Annotated in this window: 15 protein-coding genes and 1 tRNA gene; 7 read left to right on the top strand and 9 right to left on the bottom strand. The window is 54.8% G+C overall.

The window, feature by feature from the left end; genetic code table 11:
• The first annotated feature begins 45 nt into the window (after positions 1-45).
• From ACFQ14_RS07175 to ACFQ14_RS07155, 5 genes are all read left to right on the top strand, one after another.
• Positions 46-1,137 (top strand): polyamine ABC transporter substrate-binding protein, encoded by a 1,092-nt coding sequence (locus ACFQ14_RS07175; protein WP_377212013.1) that lies wholly within the window; start codon positions 46-48, stop codon positions 1,135-1,137.
• A gap of 205 nt (positions 1,138-1,342) precedes the next feature.
• On the top strand, positions 1,343-2,482 hold the full coding sequence (locus ACFQ14_RS07170) for an ABC transporter ATP-binding protein (protein ID WP_377212012.1): 1,140 nt from the start codon (positions 1,343-1,345) through the stop codon (positions 2,480-2,482).
• Positions 2,479-3,384: an ABC transporter permease subunit gene (locus ACFQ14_RS07165; protein WP_377212011.1), complete on the top strand. Its 906-nt coding sequence runs from the start codon at positions 2,479-2,481 to the stop codon at positions 3,382-3,384. The genes ACFQ14_RS07170 and ACFQ14_RS07165 overlap by 4 nt, the downstream gene beginning before the upstream one ends.
• Complete coding sequence (locus ACFQ14_RS07160; protein WP_377212010.1) at positions 3,384-4,172, top strand: ABC transporter permease; 789 nt, start codon at positions 3,384-3,386, stop codon at positions 4,170-4,172. The genes ACFQ14_RS07165 and ACFQ14_RS07160 overlap by 1 nt, the downstream gene beginning before the upstream one ends.
• Before the next feature lie 73 nt (positions 4,173-4,245).
• The gene (locus ACFQ14_RS07155) at positions 4,246-5,514 is read left to right on the top strand and encodes an adenylate/guanylate cyclase domain-containing protein (RefSeq protein ID WP_377212009.1); all 1,269 of its coding nucleotides are present in this window, start codon (positions 4,246-4,248) and stop codon (positions 5,512-5,514) included.
• Here the strand turns inward: ACFQ14_RS07155 and ACFQ14_RS07150 are convergent.
• Positions 5,504-7,294: an AsmA family protein gene (locus tag ACFQ14_RS07150; protein ID WP_449301295.1), complete on the bottom strand. Its 1,791-nt coding sequence runs from the start codon at positions 7,292-7,294 to the stop codon at positions 5,504-5,506. The two genes, ACFQ14_RS07155 and ACFQ14_RS07150, sit on opposite strands and share 11 nt — an antisense overlap.
• Before the next feature lie 222 nt (positions 7,295-7,516).
• Between ACFQ14_RS07150 and ACFQ14_RS07145 the strand changes: the two genes are divergently transcribed.
• Positions 7,517-9,484 carry an acetoacetate--CoA ligase gene (locus ACFQ14_RS07145; protein ID WP_377212008.1) on the top strand — a complete coding sequence of 656 codons (1,968 nt, stop codon included), beginning with the start codon at positions 7,517-7,519 and terminating at the stop codon, positions 9,482-9,484.
• 283 nt (positions 9,485-9,767) lie between these two features.
• Here the strand turns inward: ACFQ14_RS07145 and ACFQ14_RS07140 are convergent, their stop codons facing one another.
• The 3 genes from ACFQ14_RS07140 to ACFQ14_RS07130 all read right to left on the bottom strand — a co-directional run bounded on the left by ACFQ14_RS07140 (position 9,768) and on the right by ACFQ14_RS07130 (position 16,251).
• Positions 9,768-11,450 carry an ABC transporter permease gene (locus ACFQ14_RS07140; RefSeq protein ID WP_377212007.1) on the bottom strand — a complete coding sequence of 561 codons (1,683 nt, stop codon included), beginning with the start codon at positions 11,448-11,450 and terminating at the stop codon, positions 9,768-9,770.
• Positions 11,431-12,474 (bottom strand): Fe(3+) ABC transporter substrate-binding protein, encoded by a 1,044-nt coding sequence (locus ACFQ14_RS07135; RefSeq protein ID WP_377212006.1) that lies wholly within the window; start codon positions 12,472-12,474, stop codon positions 11,431-11,433. The genes ACFQ14_RS07140 and ACFQ14_RS07135 overlap by 20 nt, the downstream gene beginning before the upstream one ends.
• A 192-nt stretch (positions 12,475-12,666) precedes the next feature.
• Positions 12,667-16,251: an ATP-binding protein gene (locus ACFQ14_RS07130; protein WP_377212005.1), complete on the bottom strand. Its 3,585-nt coding sequence runs from the start codon at positions 16,249-16,251 to the stop codon at positions 12,667-12,669.
• A 259-nt stretch (positions 16,252-16,510) separates the two neighbouring features.
• On the opposite strand from ACFQ14_RS07130, the gene ACFQ14_RS07125 reads away from it, so the two are divergent.
• Positions 16,511-16,587: transfer RNA gene (locus ACFQ14_RS07125), tRNA-His, on the top strand.
• Positions 16,588-16,609: 22 nt separating this feature from the next.
• Here the strand turns inward: ACFQ14_RS07125 and ACFQ14_RS07120 are convergent.
• From ACFQ14_RS07120 to ACFQ14_RS07100, 5 genes are all read right to left on the bottom strand, one after another.
• Entirely contained in the window at positions 16,610-17,218 is a 609-nt protein-coding gene (locus ACFQ14_RS07120) for a GGDEF domain-containing protein (protein WP_377212004.1), read from the bottom strand.
• 202 nt (positions 17,219-17,420) lie between these two features.
• Positions 17,421-18,992: an exodeoxyribonuclease VII large subunit gene (xseA, locus tag ACFQ14_RS07115; protein ID WP_377212003.1), complete on the bottom strand. Its 1,572-nt coding sequence runs from the start codon at positions 18,990-18,992 to the stop codon at positions 17,421-17,423.
• Between the two features lie 132 nt (positions 18,993-19,124).
• Complete coding sequence (locus tag ACFQ14_RS07110) at positions 19,125-19,730, bottom strand: ferric reductase-like transmembrane domain-containing protein (RefSeq protein ID WP_377212002.1); 606 nt, start codon at positions 19,728-19,730, stop codon at positions 19,125-19,127.
• Positions 19,731-19,749: 19 nt separating this feature from the next.
• The gene (locus tag ACFQ14_RS07105; RefSeq protein ID WP_377212001.1) at positions 19,750-20,238 is read right to left on the bottom strand and encodes a twin-arginine translocation pathway signal; all 489 of its coding nucleotides are present in this window, start codon (positions 20,236-20,238) and stop codon (positions 19,750-19,752) included.
• 139 nt (positions 20,239-20,377) lie between these two features.
• Positions 20,378-21,751 carry a glutamate--cysteine ligase gene (locus tag ACFQ14_RS07100; RefSeq protein WP_377212000.1) on the bottom strand — a complete coding sequence of 458 codons (1,374 nt, stop codon included), beginning with the start codon at positions 21,749-21,751 and terminating at the stop codon, positions 20,378-20,380.
• Positions 21,752-21,816: the final 65 nt, after the last annotated feature.

Genomic DNA, 21,816 nt, shown 5'->3' with positions numbered 1-21,816 from the left:
CTTCCGTAAAGACGGCCTACACGCTCCACCAAACAGGAGTCTCGCATGAAGACAGTGTTGAAGTCGTTCACCCTTTGCGCAGCCACCGCTGCTATTATTGTTTCAGCCTCTGCACAGGAGCGCGTGGTCAACGTCTACAACTGGTCCGACTACATAGATGAATCGATCTTGGCCGACTTCACCAAGGAAACGGGCATCAAGGTCGTGTATGACGTTTTTGATTCCAACGAAATTCTTGAGACCAAGCTACTGGCGGGTGGCACAGGTTACGACATCGTTGTTCCTTCTGGTACATTTTTGGGCCGCCAAATTAAGGCAGGGGTGTTCCAGCCGCTCGATAAATCCAAACTGACCAATGCAACAAATCTGTGGGATGAAGTGCAAAAGCGCACCGAAGTCTACGATCCGGGCGCAACCTATTCCATCAATTACATGTGGGGCACCACGGCGATTGGATACAACATCAAAGCTGCACAAGAACGCATAGGCGGTGTGCCAGTGTCTTGGGACACGATATTCGATCCTGAAAAACTAGCTAAGTTTGCAGACTGTGGCGTGCACATGTTGGATGCACCAGAAGAAATGGTTCCGGCTGCACTGAACTATCTTGGAAAGAACCCGGACAGCAAAGACGCTGCCGATATTGAAGCTGCTGGTGAGTTGCTCGCCAAGATAAAGCCAAGCATCCAGAAATTTCATTCATCGGAATATATTAATGCGCTCGCAAACGGCGACATTTGCTTAGCTGTCGGCTGGTCCGGTGATGTTTTCCAAGCCCGCGACCGCGCAGCAGAAGCGAAAGCCGGCGTCGAAGTCGGTTATACCATTCCGCAAGAAGGCGCGCAGATGTGGTTCGATCAGATGGCAATCCCCGCCGACGCGAAGAACGTTGAAGAGGCCCACGAATTCCTCAACTACATCATGCGTCCAGAGGTGATCGCGAAGGCATCCAACTACGTCTACTACGCCAACGGTAATCAGGCGTCCAAGCCACTGCTGGAAAAAGACGTGCTGGAAGATCCTGCGATTTATCCGGACGAGGCCACGATGGCCAAGCTGTATACAACCACGCCTTTTGACGCGCGCTCGCAGCGCACGCTGACCCGCACCTGGACGAGGGTGAAAACTGGTCAGTAACCTGCGGAGGCCGAGGGAGCGGTCAGAGCTCGGGAGGAGGCGACCGCGCCGGAGTTTGACTTCGAAAGAAGACGCCCGGTGCGGTCTGCCCGACATTAACGGCGGTCTTGCGAAAGCAGGCCGCCGTTTCTTTTTGAATGACCGTTTGATTCTGCCGATTTGTCTGCTTTGATAAGCCATGCGTTAGGCAGCCCGGGGTTTGTAAGTGCACGACAAGGCCAATAGTTTTCGCAACCAGTTTCAGCCGTGGAATGATCCGGCAGCGAAACCCTTTATCGAGTTTAGAAACGTCACCAAGCGCTATGGCGACGTGGTCGCCGTCGAGAACCTTGACCTTGCAATATACGAACGCGAATTTTTCGCTCTGCTGGGGCCTTCTGGTTGTGGCAAGACCACTCTGATGCGCATGTTGGCAGGTTTTGAAACGGTCAGTGATGGCGATGTGCTGTTAGCGGGCGAAAGCCTGGCGCAAGTGCCGCCTTATCGTCGCCCGGTCAACATGATGTTCCAATCCTACGCCCTGTTCCCTCATATGAGTGTGGCGAAGAATATTGGTTTTGGCTTGAAGCAAGAGGGCATGCCGCAGGGAGAGCTGGACGACCGCGTCGCGGAAATGCTTTCGCTGGTGAAGATGCAAGACTTCGGCCACCGTAAGCCCGATCAGCTTTCCGGCGGCCAAAGGCAGCGGGTGGCGCTCGCCCGTTCACTAGCCAAACAACCCCGCGTGCTGTTGCTAGACGAGCCGCTGGGTGCGCTCGACCGCAAGCTGCGGGAAGAGACTCAATTTGAATTGGTTGATCTGCAAGAGCGCCTCGGCATCACCTTCATGATCGTGACCCACGACCAGGAAGAGGCGATGACGGTCGCGGACCGCATTGCGGTGATGGATAAGGGCAAGCTGGTGCAAACCGCTCCGCCAGTGGAGATTTACGAACGACCAAACAGCCGATATGTCGCTGGATTCTTGGGTGATATCAACCAGATGGAAATGCGCGTTACTGGCGTGAAGGCCGCGGCGGCAACACTGGAAAACGCTCACGGCGACACGCTGCAAGTGGAGTGCAGTACCAGCGTCTCTAAGGGACAAGACGTCACTTTCGCCATCCGCCCGCAAAAGATGATCATCTCCCGCAACAAGCCGAAACCCAACGGTAACGCTCTTGCTGGCGAGATTTGGGACATCGCTTATCTGGGCGACGTAACATATTACAAGGTAAAGCTGGCGAGTGGCGATTTCGCCAAGGTCGCAGTGTTAAACCGCGAAATTGAAAACAATCCGCTTACATGGGAAGACAGGGTCTGGGTCAGCTTCGACAAAGCGGCCGGATTGGTGCTCACATCATGAGAATTCTGCGCGCAATTGGTGAGCGGTCAACCATCTGGATTCCGTATCTGTGGCTCGCCTTGTTTTTCCTTGCGCCCTTTCTGCTGGTCGCGAAAGTGTCTCTTTCAGAGCCCGCCATTGCCATCCCGCCTTACTCGCCAACGCTGAATTGGTCCGATGGTTGGTCTGGTCTTGTGGCAGCGTGGAACCGCTTTTCATTCGGAAATTATGTCTTCATCACGCAAGATTCCCTCTACTGGAAAAGCTACGTTTCCAGCCTCTGGATTGCGCTGGTTTCAACAGTTCTCACCGCGCTTATCGGCTTTCCTCTGGCCTACGGCATGGCCAAAGCGCCGCGCGGATTGCGCCCCGTCTTGGTCATGCTTGTAATTTTGCCGTTCTGGACGTCTTTTCTTATCCGCGTTTATGCATGGATCGGCATTCTGAAGAAGGAAGGGTTGCTCAATCAGTTCCTTCTCTGGCTTGGCGTAATCAATGAGCCTTTGACACTGCTTAACACCAACATCGCTGTCTATATCGGCATCGTTTATTCCTATCTGCCGTTCATGGTGCTGCCGCTCTACGCAAATTTGGAACGCCAAGATGGTTCTCTCATCGAAGCGGCGCTTGATCTTGGCAGCACGCCGCTTCGTGCTTTTTGGAGCATCACCTTCCCGCTGGCTTTGCCGGGTCTGATCGCCGGTAGCTTGCTTGTGTTCATCCCGGCCGTTGGTGAATTCGTCATTCCCGAACTGCTGGGCGGCAGCGAGACCTTGATGATCGGTAAAACGATCTGGAATGAATTCTTCCAAAACCGGGATTGGCCCGTTGCCTCGTCTGTGGCGATCATTCTGTTGCTTTTGCTCGTGCTGCCCATCGTGTGGTTCCAGCGTAGCCAGGCAATTGCGCGTGAGGCGAACTGATGAATACGTGGTCACGTTTCAACATCACATCAATCGTTTTGGGCTTTGCCTTCCTCTATATCCCGATTTTGCTGCTCGTGGTTTACTCCTTCAACGCCTCGAAACTTGTGACTGTTTGGGCTGGGTTTTCGACCCAATGGTATGCAGCCGCCTTTGCCAATGAAGGCTTGATCAATGCCGCATGGGTTACGATCCGCGTAGCGATTGTTTCGGCCAGTGTCGCCACGGTTCTAGGCACGCTGGCTGCCATTGCACTGGTGCGATACACGCGCTTTCCGGGACGGCTTTTGTTCTCGGGAATGGTTTTTGCGCCCTTGGTGATGCCTGAAGTTATTACGGGCCTGTCACTGCTTCTCTTGTTCGTTGCAGTTGATCTGGCACGCGGCATGGTGACAGTCATTCTGGCGCATATCACATTCTCAATGTGCTTCGTCGCCGTAGTCGTCCAGTCGCGACTATTGTCGTTTGATCGCTCTTTGGAAGAGGCGGCACTAGACTTGGGCGCAACACCTGTGCGGGCTTTTTTTCAGGTAACCCTGCCCATCATCCTGCCTGCCGTTTTTGCCGGTTGGGTTCTCGCTTTCACCTTGTCGCTTGACGACTTAGTGATCGCAAACTTCACGTCTGGTCCCGGCGCGACAACGCTGCCCATGAAAATTTTCTCGCAGGTCCGTTTGGGCGTAACACCAGAGATCAACGCCGTTTGCACCATTTTGATAGCTATCGTCACCGTCGGTGTGCTCACTGCTAGCATCGTTTCAAAACGGCAAAACTTCAAAGAGAGCTGATAATCGCGCACCTGACCTTGAAACCTGTTTGCGTAATGCCGACTATCTACTCCAGCGCAATGGGAACGAGTTGATGAGCCGAGATACCTTAATCAACGAAATCGGCGAATGGCTTATCGACCAAACGCTGACCGAGCCTGACATTGTTGTGATGTTTGAGCAGGTCTGCTTTCGCTTGCGTTCTGTTGGTGTGCCGATTTCCCGCGCACGTGTAACATGGCCCACGCTGCATCCCCTGTTTCAGGCAGAAACAATCCTGTGGCGGCTCGATGGCGATATAGAGTTCGAGCAATTCCGCCACCAGGATGATGCTTCCGAAGAGTGGAAGCGATCTCCTATGGCAATGATGTTGAAGAACAACATCACCGAGTTTCGCCGCAATCTGACGGGCCCAAATAAATTACTCGATTTTCCAATTTTGGATGATCTGGCAGAGCAGGGCTTTACAGATTACCTCATCATTGCGACCAGCTTTGAGGGAAACACCGGCGCTGAACTGCATGCCCAGTCCCGTGGGCTTATTGTCACTTGGTCATCAGATCGTGAAAGCGGCTTTTCTGATGATGACCTCGCGGCACTGAAAAAGATCCAGCGCCGTTTTGCTGCGGCCTGCAAAATGGCTATACGCATGCGCATCGCCAAAAGCGTGACCGAGACCTACCTCGGTCGCTACGCCGGCTCTCGCGTTCTTGACGGTGCCATCAAACTGGGCGACGGCGAAACCGTGCAGGCGGTGGTTTGGTACTCCGATATGCGCGATTCCACAAAGCTCGCAGACACCATGCCTGCCGCTGATTTGCTGGCTTTACTGAATGAATATTTCGAATGCACAGCCGGAGCAGCCACCCGCTTTGGTGGCGAAGTTCTGGATTTTATTGGTGACGCTGTGTTGGCTATCTTTCCGTTCGAAAACGAAGAAGGTCGCAAGCAGGCAATTCGCATGTCAACGATGGCATTGGAGGAAAGCCAAGCCATGATTGAAGATGTTAATGCGCGCCGAAGAGCCAACGGCGACATGCCCATTCTTTTCGGTGTTGGCATCAATGTGGGTGAAGTTCTCTACGGTAATATTGGCGTGGCTGATCGCTTGGCTTTCACGGTTATCGGCCCAGTAGTGAACGAAGTTGAGCGAATCGAATCACTTACAAAGTCTCTGCAGGCTGCGGCGCTCGTGTCCGAAGAAGTCGCGGCTCAAGATCCGGAAAAGTGGACCAGCATCGGAATGCAGTCTCTCTCCGGTTTCGCCAGAGACTGTGAGCTGTTTGCGCTAAAATCACAAGTTGAGAGCAAATCCGGATCAGTAACTGCGCAAAAAGCGCAGTTGAAAGTTGTCACTCCGTAGATGGTGCTTGCGGGATAGCGTTGGGCGGCCCGCCATTTTGAATGTTGGCGGGCAGGGGGATAAACAGCGGTGATGAGGCTGTTCCACCGACCAGAAACGGCATGGATACTGTGGCTGGAACACTGCTGCCCTGTGCCGCTTCCCGTGTTTGCAAAATACGCCCTTGAAGCGCAAGGTTGCGTTCTTCCAAATCACTGCGGCCGCTGAGAGTTACGGTTATGTCATCAACTTCCAGCTTCGTGTTCTGGAAAAATGCTATTCCGTTGGCGATGTAAAACGCGATGTTCATTGAGCCGTAGCTGGTGGAGCCATCAAAAACATCCGCTGAGCGGATAGTTCCCGGGTCTGCCAACCGTCTGGAGATCGCGTTAAGATCTACGCCAACCAATGTGCCGTTCTGCCCACTTACCGAACCAGAGCCGTTCAGCCGAGTCAGAACCACATCGGCGGTCGGGGCAACACTTTCCAGCTTGAACCTTGCATCACCCCGCCCCCGCAGGGAAATTTTGCCCTCGCCATACAGTCCTGCCAACTGTTCAAGGTCTATGCCGGTGAGCTTCAGATCGCTGCTGAAACCCAGTTTTGCATCTGTGCGGGGTTGAAATGTGCCGGCCACTTGGCCGTCTAGTGCCTCTGCCTGTGCCACATCAAAAAGCGCCTTGCCATCTTTTACAAAAAGGCTGGCCGCAAGGTTTTGCATCGCCAGAGGACCGCTTGTGGCGCTATTGGCTGAAAGGCGCACGTCCATAGCCAATCCCTGTGCAATACTTGCGCCCGCAACATCGCTCGGCCCCACAGGGCGGCCCAGTTCCGCCAGTGTTGGTAAGATAATAGTGTCGAACGCGAGAGTTCCGTTGATGGCAATGAGGCTCTCATCAATCTCGAAGCTCAACCGACCCTCGCCCACCGCTTCGCCAATCTGAGCATTGGTGTTGGACAAAATCAGCCGATCCAACGAACCAGTCAGTTGGCCAGACAGCGCCAGTCTTTCGATCAAGGCGGCAGCGGGAAGGGGACGCTTGATCCACTCGCTGAACCGGGTAGCTGATGGCGCGGTTATCTGGAAATCGCCATCGAACATAGTAGCAGACGTGCGCGTGATGCTCCCAACGTAGGAGAGTTGAACAGGAGCCGCGCTTAAAGTCGCATTCAGTCGACTGATACCTTGGGTCAAAAGGGCGGTCGGTTGCTGCGCGTTTATTTCAGCGTCAAATGCTTCGCCGTTCCAGATGCCGGCCACGTTAACTGCCGCCGATTGCCCGCTTTTAGGCCAATTGATCGTGCCGCGAATGGCAGTGATTTGCTCTTTCCGATCGCTAAGTTGATTGGAATAGCTAACAATACCTTCTGATATAGAAACCAGCCCCATCCCGGCGATTGGTTGGTCTGGTTTGGCACTGGTATCCAGCGCCCAGTTTGGCTTACCCTTTTCATCAATCTTAAAGCGGAAATGGGGACGAACCAGATGCAGGCTTTTGATCGCCGGATCGCCAAACAACACAGAACTGGCCTGCAATTGAACTTGCAGTTCTTCGGCCGTAAGCAGACTGTCATCGGCTGGTGGTCCGCCGATGCGGATATTGGTGTAGTTCAACCCCAAATAAGGGCGCAGCGAGACGCGTGCTTCGCCGTTGAGAGAGACGGATTGGCCGGAAATGCGGCTCAATTCCCTTTCAATGGCGGCTTTGATCGTGTCAGCGGAAAGCAGGCGCGGCAGCGCTAGAAAGACGGTCGCCACAAGAGCGACAATCACGACTGCTGCAATGATGATGCGTTTCATCATGGTTTCCTTGCCCCGCGGAAGTAACTGCGCTGCAGCCCATCCCGTGATTCTTGTAAGCCTTTGCTCACGTTTTGAGAACAGCCCTGTGCAGATATTCACCCATTGCGTTAATGCGAAAAACCCATTGATTGGTGCTCCTTATCGGAGGTTCTCATCCGCCCAACCGCATGCTACCGAAAACGTCCGCATTGCATGAAAAGCAACAGCAAAGAAAGCGCTATGACCGACACGACCGCAGCCAAACGCCAGCCTCTGTGGACACCAGATGCAAAGCGCGTGAGCGAGAGCCGATTGAGCGACTTTGCCCGTTTTGTCGCTGAACGCACGGGCGAAACTTTTAACCGCTATGACGCCCTACATGCATGGTCGATTGGCTCCACCGAGGCCTTCTGGACCGCCATTTGGGATTATTGCGAACTGCGCGGTGAGCGTGGCGAACGCACTCTCATGGATGGCGATAAAATGCCAGGTGCAAAGTTTTTTCCCGACGCAAAGCTGAACTATGCCGAGAACATGCTCGCCAAAAAGGGCAATGATCGGGCAATCGTATTTCGCGGCGAAGACAAAGTGCGCATGGAGATGACGTGGGACGAACTCCACGCCCTCGTTTCGCGTTTGCAACAGGCTTTTGCAGATGCTGGCGTGACGGCTGGAGACCGGATCGCGGCAATGGTGCCCAATCATCCGCATACATTAGCCTGCATGCTGGCGGCCAACTCCATTGGCGCAATTTGGTCATCCTGCTCGCCGGATTTTGGCGAACAGGGAGTGCTGGACCGTTTCTCGCAAATTGAGCCGACACTTTTCATCGCCTGCGATGCCTATTGGTACAACGGCAAGCGCATTGACGTTTCGCAAAAAGTTGCTGCTGTCGCACCGCAACTGACAGCGCGTCAAACTGTTGTGATCGACTATCTGGACAGTGCAGAAAGTGTGGCGCAGGCAATGCAAAATGCAAGCACACTGGATGCTTTCATCGCACCGTTCACCGCCAAGGAAGTGAATTTTGAGCGGCTCCCGTTTGATCATCCGCTCTACATTTTGTTTTCTTCCGGCACGACCGGAATTCCCAAATGTATCGTCCACAGCCAGGGCGGAATTTTGCTGCAGCACGCCAAGGAACATGCGCTGCACTGCAACATCAAAGAGGGCGACCGTGTTTTCTATTTCACTACTTGCGGCTGGATGATGTGGAATTGGCTGGTTTCCGCGCTGGTGATGAAAGCAACAATCATGCTCTACGATGGTTCGCCGTTTTATCCCGATGGAGCCGCGGTGTTCGACTATGTCAGCGAAGAGAAAATTACTTTCTTCGGCACATCAGCTAAATTCATTGACGCGGTGCGAAATGAAGGCCGCAGGCCGATTGACACTCATGATCTTTCTCACGTGGAGGTCATAGCATCCACCGGCTCGCCTCTTGCGCCAGAAAACTTCGCATACGCTTACGAAGCCATAAAGCGCGACGTGCATCTGGCGTCTGTCTCGGGTGGCACAGACATCGCCGCCTGTTTCGTTGGCGCCGTTCCGTGGCAGCCCGTCTATTCGGGTGAAATTCAAGGGCCTGTTTTGGGCATGGCCACGGAAGTGTGGGACGAGGACGGCAGAGACGTGCGACAGCAGAAGGGCGAATTGGTCTGCGTGCAGCCGTTTCCCTCCATGCCCGTTGGGTTCTGGAATGATCCCGATGGACGCAAATATCACGAGGCCTATTTCGATCGCTACGACAACGTATGGTGCCACGGCGATTTTGCTGAATGGACGGATACTGGCGGCATGATCATTCATGGCCGCTCCGACGCCACGTTGAACCCCGGTGGCGTGCGCATCGGCACGGCAGAAATCTACAATCAAGTCGAGCAGATGCCCGAGATAGAGGAAGCGCTGTGCATCGGCCAGCAATGGGAAAGCGATACCCGCGTTGTGCTTTTTGTGCGGCTGGCGCAGGGCTTCACGCTGGACGATGAATTGAAGGCTGCGATCAAGCTGAAGATCAGAAACGGCGCGTCCCCGCGCCACGTTCCTGCTGTCATTGTTGCTGTCGCAGATATTCCCCGAACAAAGTCTGGCAAGATCACGGAGCTTGCTGTTCGCGATATTGTCCACGGCAGAAGTGTTAAGAACCAAGAGGCTTTAGCCAACCCGGAAGCGCTAAAACTGTTTGAAAATCTCTCCGAACTGTCATGACGCAACGGAAAGGCCCTCCAGTAAGGGGCAAAACCTAATCAGGGTGGTTAACAAGAGCTTTCGAGGAAATTTACCACTATCCAAAACGGCGCCGAATTCCTAAAATTGTCTGTAATCCGGCAAGATATGGACAAGATTTGACCCCCATAGTTTAACCAACGAAGGCGTAACGCACAATTGCAGCACACCTTCCCCAGAGATCACGTAATCTTCCTACGGACCTCGCTGTCAGCTCAATTAACTTTTCCCACGCGGGCCTTCGGGTCCGCGTTTTTTTTGGGTTTCAGCGAGATCCTGCAACGGGAGAGAACCTGCCGAGCGTTACCACAGGCACTAAACCAATCAGCACAATCAGCAAGGCTGCCCAAGCCGCTTCCTCAACGGCTGCCTGCGAGGCGTGGCCATAGACAAATGTTGCTAGCGTTTCAAAGCCGAAGGGGCGCAGTAGGATCGTGGCAGACAATTCCTTCATCGTGTCAACGAACACCAAAAGGAAAGCAGCAGTGAGCGCAGGTTTGAGAATAGGAGCGTGAACTTCAAACGCCAATTGCCAGGGTGTGCGCCCAAGTCCACGGGCGGCCATATCAATGCGGTCGCTCACGCGGCCAAACCCCGTTTCCACTGTGCCCCATGCAATCGCGAGAAAGCGTAACGTGCAGGCATAAACGAGAATGAACAGCGTGCCGGAAAGTAGAAGGCCCGATGAGAAGCCAAGGACTGTGCGCATCCAACCGTCAAACCAGTTGTCAAAGGCTGCCAACGGAACCAGCAGGCCGATAGCCAGCACAGTCCCCGGCACGGCATAGCCAAGTGTCGCCAACCGGCCCATCGTTGCCAGCTGTGGTTGGCGGGTGATCCGCGACGTCAATAGGAAGCCGAAGGCAATGACCGTGCAGGCGGTTGCAGTCAGCAGTGACATGATGATGGAACTGCCCGCAGCGGAGAGAAGTTCCGGCTGCAGCATTTCATCAAAGCGCCGCACCGCGAAGCCGCCCAATACTGTTAGCGGAATACCCAAGCCAAGCGCGATAGGCGCGGCACATCCGGCAAAGGCGGCCCATTTCCTCCAACCCGTCAGCGCCATGCGAGCCGGTGGGCGCTCTCGCGCGGAGCCTTTGTATGAGCGTCCGCCCTGAGACGCGCGTTCCAGCCAGATAAACAGCGCGATGATCACCAGCGCGACCAGCGATAATTGCACCGCGCTGCTCAGGCTGTCGCGGTTGAGCCAAGTTTCGAAAATGGCAAACGTGATCGTTTTCACGCCGAGATATTCAACCGCTCCAATATCGTTGAGCGTTTCCATCAACACCAGCGAAACGCCGGCAATGATCGCGGGGCGGGCCATTGGCACGCCGATTTCGCGAAACATGCGCAACGGAGAAGCACCAAGCGAGCGTGCAACATCCAACGCAGCAGCGCCCTGCATGGAGAAAGTCACGCGACCGGAGAGATAGACATATGGATAAAGAACCAGCGAGAATATCAATCCTGCGCCCCAAACCGAGCGCATGTCGGGAAACCAATAATCGCGTGGTGAGGAATAGCCCATAACATCGCGGAAAGTGGTTTGAAGCGGTCCTGAAAAGTCGCTCAACTCCACCATGCTGTAGGCTGCGATATAAACTGGAACAGCCAACGGCAGCATCAAAGCCCATGCGAAAAATCGGCGAAACGGAAACTCGCAAAGAGCCGTCAGCCACGCCGTCCCAATGCCGATAATCGTGGTGCCGATGCTCACCAAAATCAGAAGCGAGACCGTATCGACCATCGTGCGCGGCAAAACGAAGGCGATCAAATGTGGCCAAGAATCGACATCACCCCGTATTGCGATGAATACCATCGCGGCCAGCGGCAGCAGAGAGACCGCCAGCAGACCGAACAGCAAAAGCCGGGCAGACAGCGCAGAAGGCGCTGTCGTACCCGGCATCTTGTTTGGCGTGGTTGCTCTAGGAGGCAGGTCCGTCATCGAAACCGACGCGGTCTACCATTTCCGAAGCCGCTTTGCGCAGTTCAGCGATTTTTGACAATGGCAAAGTGTCGGGTTTCAAATCGCCCCAGCTAGCCACCCGTGCATCGGGCTCAACGCCGGGCTTGAGCGGGTATTCAAAGTTTGAACTGGCGTAAATTTTCTGCGCTTCAGGGCTGACCAGAAAATCAATCAACTTCAAAGCTGCTTCCTTATTCGGAGCGTGCTTTGTGAGCTGGACACCAGAAAGATTGACGTGGGTTCCGCGTCCCTCCGCGTTTGGGAAAATCAAGCGCACGGAAGAGGCCCATTCTTTCTGCTCAGGGTCTTTCTCGTTCGTTTCCATCTTGCCCATGTAATAGGTGTTTCCCAACGCGATATCACACTCGCCAGCGTAAATAGCCTTCACTTGAGCGCGGTCGTTACCTGTGGGCTTGCGAGCAAGATTGTTCTTCACAGCCGTCAGCCACTCTTGCGCTTTTTCCTCGCCAAGATGCGCGATCATCGAAGATACCAGACCAATCGTATAAACGTGTTGGCCTGAACGGGTGCAAATACGACCTTTCCACTTTGGATCGGCCAATTCTTCATACGTGATGGCCTGTTCCTTAACGCGCTCTTTAGATGCGTAAATGATACGCGCGCGCTGAGTAAGGCCAATCCATTGGCCGTCCGGATCGCGGAACTCGGCTGGAATGTTTTGCTCTACACTATCGAGCTTGATTGGCTGGGTTATGCCCAGTTTTGCAGCGCTGTCCAGGCGTGAAATATCGACCGTCATAATCAGATCAGCAGGCGTGTTCTCGCCCTCTGATGCGATGCGCTGGGCTAGACCCTTTTTGGCGAACAAGACCTGCGTTTTGATGCCGGTGCTTTCCGTGAAAGCGTCCAGCAAAGGCTGCACGAGGTTTGGTTCACGATAGGTGTAGATGTTGACGGTGTCTGCAAGGGCAGGGACCGCGCCGAGAAGCGTGGTCATAGAAAGGGCAGCCGTGGCCGCCCGCATGGTTTTAGTGATTGGCATTTGAGTTTCCTTCAGCCTGCGGGGTTAAAGGCCCCGTGGAGAACATAGTTGTGAGCGATGCCCACACCCAATGCGTATGGTTTCAAATATGGCTCGTCAAGGAAAAACAGAATAAAAACAATAGCTTAGAATAATTCTAAACTATAACAGTTCCAAAGACTGAAATTTGTCAATTGATTCAGATAATTGCCTTCAGCGATCTGCCAGCACCCGCTGGCTGGGAAAAATGACTTCGGCCAACGTTCCGCTGTCCGGCTCACTTTCGATATTAAATGTGGCGCGGTTGGCGTTGACCATCGCTTTCGTTAGCGGCAGGCCAAGCCCCGTTCCCTCATTTCGTACGTTAGGCTTTGCGGCAAGCTGTGTAAATGGCTGCATCGCTACTTCAATGTCATCTCGGCTCATGCCCACGCCAGTATCACGCACACGCAAGACCACCTCGCCGGTGTTTTGATAGACCGTGGAAACGATCACTTGGCCGCCAGGCTTTGTGAATTTGATGCTGTTTGAAACCAGATTCAAAATGATCTGCTTCAAGCTGCGTTCGTCCGCTACGATATTAGGGACGGAGGCTGATAGGCTGGTGCGAATGATGACTCGGTTCTTGTTTGCCTGCGGCTGGGTCAATGCAACTGTTTCAGCGATCACCGTGTTCAAGTCGCATGATGCAAATTCCATCTCCATCTGACCGGCTTCAATCTTGGTGATATCCAGCAGATCGTTTACGAGATCGAGAACATGCTTCCCCGATGTTTTGATATCGCGCACATAGCCACGATACCGTTCGTTCTCGATCGGGCCGAGCCTCTCGCTGATCATCAAATCGGAAAAGCCTATAATGGCATTGAGGGGCGTTCGAATTTCATGGCTCACAGTTGCGAGAAATTCGCTTTTCTGACGGTTGGCTTCTTCGGCATCCTTGCGGGCAGTCAGCAGCTCTTCTTCTACTTTTTTCCAGTGGGTGATATCGCGCAGCACGGCGCAGCGGCCTTTGCCGTCCGCCAGTTTGCCCATCGTCATGAAGAGCGGCACAAGGCCGCCTTTTGACGTTAGCCCGATAACTTCCCGGCCATCATTGAGCACACTTGCCATGCCAGATGCACCCACGCTTTCAAGATAGTCCAGCATCACCTGACGGCTTTCTGGCGCAAGCATATCTGCGAATTCGCGGTCGCCCACATCAGAAGAATTGAGATCGAACAATGCCTCCGCAGAGCGATTGAGCGCTTGCACACGACCTTCCTCGCTCAACACTATAACGCCATCAGAAGCCGTATCGAGAATGTTGCGCAAATCACTGGCGTCAAGGTTTCCAAATGCAGCATTGGACGCCTTGCGAAGCGGACGAAGCGGGGTAACGTTGTTGACGATACCCGCTGGAGTTTTAAGCAGCGGAGGCTTCGCAACGTTTGAAGCCGATGGCGTTTCTCCAGAAGCCGTGGGGATCGCTTTAGGGTGCACAGGATCGGAAGGAACTACCAGCGAAACAGGTCTACGCGAACCAGAGCTTTTATGAACCTCCGGTCCATGCGAGTTTTCAGGCGTATCCGGATTGCCCTTGTCAGATCGATCACGGCCCGGATCGCGCTTGCGCATGGTCAAAAGCATAGCGCGGTGCTCGTCCCACGGTACGCGCTGAATGTTTGGAACAACAGGTAAAGACTCGCCGTCCTTGTCGTAAATGCGCGCATCGTGGCTCGATACTGTGGAGACATGGGCTCCAAACAACGCATCCACACCACCAGCTCGCGCTAGATCTTGCAGATCGTTATACTTCGTAGTGGCAAAAAAATTGGTGTTTGCAAAAAGCAGATCTTCGCCTCGATAAACCAGAACAGGAATTGGCAGACGCGCGAGGATTGATGTATCAACATCATGCTCCGGCGTCCGCACCTTGCGGGCCACAAAAGCAGAAGGCGTTATTTCTTCAGTTTGCTTTGCGGGCTTTTCGGTTTCACTGTTTCGCTTGGCGTTGTTGTCAGGTGCCACTGTTGGAATGCCGATAGCGCTAGCGTCACCCAGCTTTTCACCAATCTTGTTGAAGGCGTTCTCCTCATCGCTTGATAACCCTTTGCCACGGACGATCATTTGCGTGGCTTTCGGTAATCCGTATTTGGGAGCTTCTTCTTTCGTTTCGGTTTCACTTTCCGGCACATAGACCATTGCATCGGCTGTTCGGATAATTCCAAAACCGTTGAAGCCTGCAAACTTGCGCTCACGGTCGTGGGTGGGCAGGCCAGCAAGGTCGATTGGAACGCGCAAATCGCTACCCTCGATGGGCCAAAGGACGGTCTTCCCAGACCAGGTTTCACCCTTATCCAACAATGCAGCGATTTCGTTCTGCTGGGCAATCGCATATTGATTGCTCACCTGGCGCCAGCTTTTTCCCTCAAGCTCGCTGAAGCCGGGTCCAACCGTCTGCCCCAATTCACGTGAGACGGACGTGAACCGTTGTTCGGCGTCTGTCGACCAGACAAAGCGGATGGGGCGAGCCGAGGTCGTGAAACGGAAAGCGTCGCTCCCATCGTCCATATCTGCAACGCTGGAGAGTGATGTTGAAGGTATAGCTTGCTCACTGTCGAGGTTTGGAACATCGCTGTTATCGACATCCTGCACCAAACCGAAGCGGGGTTTCTCCTTAGGCTTCTGTTCAACCTCCGCCGTTTCTGGCTGCGGCGAAGGGGGGGCTTTTTTCTCAATCTTCTGCACAAATGTGCGCGAGGATGAACGCTTGGCGGTCTCTTCACTCTTTGTTGGAACAGGTGCCTTTGGCTTTTCTTCCGCAGGCTTTGGCGGGACCACTTTTTCCCGCTCTGCCTTCGGAAGGCTTTTCTTACCGAGTGTAGCTGCCTTTTTTGGTTCGGACTTTTTAGCTGGTTCGGGCTTGTCGACAGTCTCAATCGCAGGCTCTGCCGGCGTCTGCTTATAGTACCATTTGCCCGGCCCGCTCTCGCCCGGCTTGACGCGCTTGGAAGAAAACGCACCTACCTTTGGCGCTTCTGGTGCGGGTGCTTCTTTCTTTGGTTCAGCGACGGCTTTTGCTTTTGGCGCCGCAGATTTTTGCGATGTTGATTTTGCCTTCTTGGCTACCGGCTTGTTTTTGGGAACAGCAAGTTTGGTTGGCGCACCGAGCGTTAAAAGGTTCAACTCTGGCTTTTCAAGCAGCCGTGAGGCGTCTCCGGGATATGCCATCGTCTTGGATTTGATAGGCCGCGTAATCGCTGCGCCTCCATTGGCGGAAAGCTCCGGCGCGAGATTCGCCAGCAGGCTGTCGGTTAATTTTAACCCATCGTAATTATCCGATGCAGCAAGAATGGTTCCCTTGTCGTCAAACACGACGCTGGCGTGAACCGCACCGTCCAGCGATTTCACCGTGGCCTGCGCCGTTTCGTTTGCGTTGATGCGGCGGTTGGACAGCGCATCCGTCACCAGCAAAACGCCCTGAGCTTTAGTCTTTGGTAGATCGAGCATCCGCACGGTGAACGGCAGCAATTTGGTTTTGAACCCGGCACGGATGCGCATGGCCGCGCTGGCACGGTCCACGTCTTCCAGCTTTTCTACTGCACCGGCGATCTGGCGCATTGTAGACGCGGTGGCAGGCGAATTGTTGAGATCAACCTTACCAGCAGCACCGATCAGGCCGACGCCGTGGCCGTTGGCCCACAATATCTGGTTAAGGTCGGCAGAAAACAGCACGCTCGCATGGGGCGCCGCGAGATGATTTCTGATCTCGGGCAATGCGATGAACTCGCTGGCTGAAGTTTTCTTTGCCGACATACGCATCACTCGTCGTTACTTGAGCTGGAGCAATTCGAGGCGCGAAGCGCGATCATCAATTCCAGCCCGACTGTTGTTAACGCTTTGTTAATACCGCGAGTGGCCCGATTTATCCAGCATTACGCACCTCTTGGCCTAACAATGTGGCTTTCACGGTTAATCGGCATAAAAAGCAAAACGGCCTGCCGAATTAGGGCAGGCCGGGTCTTGCAAGGGGGGCAATTTGGTCCTATTCCAACACCGCCTACGATAGGCATGTGCGGCTGTAGCTCAGTTGGTTAGAGCGCTGGAGTGTGGATCCAGAGGTCGACCGTTCGAATCGGTCCAGCCGTACCATTTCCCAAAGAGTCGGATCGTTCTAAGCGACGGCAGATTTTTTCGTCGCAGGGTTCTTCTTTGTGCGCTTCCATGTGCGCTGGAAGAGATCCATGAAGCTGTCGTCCTCAGGGCGCAGCATGTCAGCAGAAACCTTAATGCCCGGCTTCACCTGCGAACCGTTGTCCAGCATGATTGGGGTCTCAGTGACCACGCGGCGCATGCGCGACATAAATTGCAAGCCGCCAGCCAGTGGAGTTTCCGGCAACATGATTGCAATCTGGTTTTCAGTAATTCGGCCCAGAACATCCACCCCATAACGGCTGGAGGAGAGGCACATTTGCGCCACAGCCATGATGATTTGATCTGGTGCCGTGTCGCCGTGCTCTTCGCCGTGGCGCTGCAGGTTCAAAATGTCCGTCACAACGAGTGTGAGTTCATGACCGTAGCGACGAGCGCGGGAAAATTCTGCATTGGCCTGATCGAGGAAGTTGCCGCGGTTAGCAAGACCAGAAACATCGTCTACCGTCTTACCGAGCTTCATTTCTTTTACGAGATTGCGCAGTTCGGCAACTTCGCGTTCAAGGTCATGCCGCGAGGTGAACTGCAAATCGTCGATTGTCGGTGTGAGGCTTGTTTTTTCGATGGACACCTTCTTTGCCTGAGATGCCTTTTTCACGATAGTTGTTTTCGCTGTGATAGCCATAATCTCGACCTTCGCCCGTTTCGTCGTGCAACCCGGCACGTTTCTTCGAGAGAAAGTTACTTACAATGTGTGAATGATTGGTTGATCAGACCGTTCAATTGCCCATGAAACATGGGTTTTCATGATCTAATTGCGTGCCAAAAATGCGCTAAAACAGGCTGCCTTGCCCATCTGTTTTACCGCTATGTACGTTCTTTTCGGCAGGCTTAGCGGATGATGATGAGACTTTTTCCAAACCCGTAGAGACAGCGTTTACCGTTCCGTCATTCATTTCGATCTGCAGGGCCGAACCGCTTTTGACAGCCGCTGAACTCATGATCGGAACGTTGTTTTCATCGCGCACCACCGCATAGCCACGGGCAAGAACAGCCTTGTAGGATAGTGTTTCCAACAGCCGAGCCGACTTTGCCAACCGATCCGCCCGCGCCGATAGCGCCTGTGGCAAGAGACGCGATAGCGATCGATCAGACTGGGCAAGGCGGCTTGACGAGCGTTCCATCAGCGCCAGAAGGGATGTGGGTCGCACTTGTGCAGAAATCGGCAAGAACCTCGCTTTTGAGCGCTCAACAGCCCGTTGAAGGCTGCGCGAATGGTCGCTCGCCGCTCGGAAATAACGTTCGCGGCTGGTGTCCAAGTGTCGTTTCAGTACATCTGGCATGATACGGCTGCTAGCATACCCAAACCGGTCTTGTGCGCGTTCCACCCGTCGCATGAGACCTGAATCAAGACGGCTGGCAGCTTCGTCAAACCGACGACGCGGCATAGCGAGCAACATATCGGGACTGGTGAGCCCTCGTGCAGCTGCGCGAACTGCATTGCGCTCCACTTCCATCCGGCGGCTCATGGCACCGCGCATCCGTGCGCCCAGATCGGCAACGAGGGCTTCCAGCTCCGCACGCACGGGCACGGCGCGTTCTGCCGCTGCAGTCGGCGTTGGTGCACGCCAGTCCGCTGCATGATCGATCAGCGTCCAGTCGGTCTCGTGACCGACGGCAGAGATCACTGGGATCATCGAATCGGCTACAGCCCGCACGGCTTCTTCGTCGTTAAATCCCCAAAGGTCTTCCAAAGACCCCCCACCACGCGCCACGATAATGACGTCCGGGCGGGGCAGGGCGTTGCTCTCGCCGAATGTGTTGAGTTGCGTGACCGCATTGGCAACCTCGCGCCCACAAGTCTCACCCTGAACCCGAACGGGCCAGACGATCACGTGGACGGGAAAACGGTCCGCCAGCCGGTGCAGAATATCGCGGATTACGGCACCTGTTGGCGATGTCACTACGCCGATCACCATTGGCATATAGGGCAGCAACTGCTTGCGCTCTTCGGCAAACAGCCCTTCGGACTGCAATTTGCGCCGCCGTTCCTCCAACAGAGCCATCAACGCGCCTGCACCCGCCGGCTCCAGCGCGTCGATCACGATCTGATACTTTGATTGGCCCGGATAGGTGGTCAGTTTGCCGGATGCGATGACCTCCAGTCCTTCTTCAGGCAGATGCTTCAGCTTCGCCGCCTGACCGCGCCAGATGATCGCGTCGATGCGGGCCCTCTCATCTTTCAGCGAGAAATACGAATGACCGGAAGAGTGTGGGCCGCGAAACCCAGAGATTTCCCCACGCACCCGAACATTGCCGAACGTGTCTTCAACCGTACGTTTCAACTTGCCCGACAATTCGGACACCGAAACTTCCAGCGCATTGGTTGTTGTCTCATCACTCATGGCTAGTCTTGTATCACGGGCGCAAAAAGAGGCGCGCGAAAAAGTGACCAGCGACGGTTTTTCCAATGGCAAATGAATGCTTTCTAAGAGATGAAGACGGGCATCGGGCGGTTGCGCATGAAGAGGATCCATTCAGACGATCTTTCGCGTTCCCTTCTTCCATAGACTAAAGAGCAACACGCCGGTTGCGATCAAAACCAAGCCGCACAGCACTGTCTTGGAAATCAGCTCCATTGTCCCTTCGATCAGCATGGCGTGAACCACCGTGCCTACCACCGTGACCAAAGCCAGCCCTGCGTGCGACAGCCGCCAAGTGCTCCATCGCAACCGGATGCGCTTTCTAGTCGCTGCCAGCAAGGCAGCCGCGAAGACCGCCCACATCGCAACAACGCCCCATACCGAGAATGGCGTGGGCGAGCGAAACAGGAGCGCGTCGATTACGTCCGGCGCCGTGGTGACCCATAGGCCACCGACGTGCACTACCACTGCAAACACCAGCAGGCTCCCAACGATTCGGTGGAAATAGCGTGTGCGCAGCGGCGAAAGGCCGGGAAGAAATCTGCCTGCGAGCAAAGGTTGAAGCAGCAGCAATGCAAGACCCAAAACGCCGGCAAAACCTGCAACGATGTAGGCAGGGCCACGCCAAGCTAATTGGGGGCTCAAGGCAGACAGTGCCATAGGAACGATAATCGCCGCCAACAGCGCTGCCCAAACCACCGCCGTTTTGTATCGGCTCATCTTGGCATCAGACTGGAAATCAGACCGGTTTCAACACAAAGTCGGCATGCAGCGTCGTGTCTTTCGAGCTGGCCATGACTGGGCGCAGAAACACCGTCTCGAACTCTTCACTATCATACGCCAAATGCGCATGTGCCTGTCCGAAGGCGGGCACAATCTGCGGCATATCCAGAGCAAAAGTACCGTCTTGTTTGGTAAGCGTTGCGCCATGGCTCTCGGGATCGCTTTCGTAGCCCTCTACAGTATGCGCCCAAACCTGAATGCGTTGGCCACCCAAACGAGCGCCATCACCCGCTCGGCGCACGGTGCCTGTCATTAAAAACCCACCCTTGCCGATGCGCTCCACAATTGGGGCGCCGGGGCGGTAATTGTTGGCCCCGCCGCGCATCGAAGGTGTTGGGTCAATTCCCTTGGCGGTGGCAGGCACGATGATGCCCGTTGCGCCAGCGGCAACAATGCCGCCGCCAAGGGTAAGAACTTTACGACGGGTCAACAGGTCAAAGGTCATTGCAGGGCTCCTATCCGGGGGCGGTTACTTTCGCCCAAGTGAGAGAACAACATGGGCAATTTTGTGAACACTAGCGCAATCGTGATTGCCGCAAGACTGCACGAATTGGCGTATGGTCCAAACCGTTACAAGCAAGCGATCAATAAGCCCATTCTTCAAATATGTGATCTATCTCGCCGTCCCAAGAGCTTGCATATTGCGTCAGCATCCGTTCCGCCTGCGTTTCGCCCAAGGCGATCACTTCATCGAGTGGGGCTAGAAAGTGGGCTTCGGTTCCGCCTTCTGAATTCAGCTTGCCACGGGCGTTCAGTCCGGCGCGGGAGACGGAAAGCACGTCTTTAGCGAGTTCGCCGACCGTCCTCTTGCCTGCGGGCGCAGCCAGAGCCTGCGCAGGAACGGCCTCGCGCATGGCGCGAACGTCTTGGACAGTAAGTTCGCGCGCTAGCACTTCAGCGGCATCCAGGGCGGCTTCGTCGTAGAGCAGGCCAACCCACAAAGCGGGCAGGGCGCAAATGCGCCGCCACGGACCACCATCCGCGCCGCGCATTTCCAGAAAGGACTTCAGCCGAACATCGGGAAACAACGTGCCCAGATGGTTCGTCCAGTCGCCCATGTTCGCGACAGGGTCGGACAATTCATCCTTTAACGCGCCGTCCATAAATTGTCTGAAGGTGACATGGGTGCAGTCGTGGTATTTGCCGTCGCGCAAAACGAAATACATCGGCCGGTCCAGTGCCCAGTCTGCATATGCTTCGAATGAGAAAACATCCGCCATCATGAAGTCGTGCAGTCCTGCGCGGTCGTTGTCCGTGTCGCGCCAGATGTCCGAGCGCCATGAAAGCAAGCCGTTTGGCTTGCCGTCCGTGAAGGGGGATGAAGCGAACAAAGCCGAAGCAACCGGCTGCAAGCGCGTCGAGACATTCATCTTGCGGCGCATGTCGTCTTCGGAAGAGAAGTCGAGATTGACCTGAATGGTGCAAGTTCGGTGCATCATATCAAGGCCGCCGCTGCCGACCTTCGGCATATAGGCGCGCATGATGTCGTAGCGTGATTTTGGCATCTTCGGTGTCTCGTCGTAGGTCCACTTAGGCGAACCGCCAACGCCGAGGAAGCCCATGCCCATTGGTTCCGCCACTTCGCGCACCTGCGAAAGGTGACGGTTGGATTCGCGGCAGGTCTGGTGAACTGTCTCCAAAGGGCCGCCGGAAAGCTCGAATTGCCCGCCCGGTTCCAGCGAAATCGCGCCGCTGCCGTCGGTGGAGGCGAGGCCGATAATATTGCCTGCGTCTACGATTGGCTCCCAACCGGTCTTTTCCTGCATGCCTTCCAGCAGCGCACGAATGCCGTTTTCGCCCTCGTAGGGCACTGGCGAGAAATCCTTCGTGTAGAAGCCAAACTTCTCGTGTTCGGTGCCGATCCGCCAGGCTTCTTTGGGCTTGCAGCCACCAGACATGGTGCCGATCAGTTGATCGCGGGTCTCAAGCGGGGTGGTGTCGGTTGTATCACGAGCCATGCGAAAGATGCTCTAGCGTTTGTCTGTTGCCCCATCGCTAAACCTCACAACGCCGCGAGGGCAAG

It is taken from the genome of Pseudahrensia aquimaris, assembly GCF_042676045.1.
Classification (GTDB): domain Bacteria; phylum Pseudomonadota; class Alphaproteobacteria; order Rhizobiales; family Rhizobiaceae; genus Pseudahrensia; species Pseudahrensia aquimaris.
This window is presented reverse-complemented; position numbering and strand designations above follow the sequence as displayed.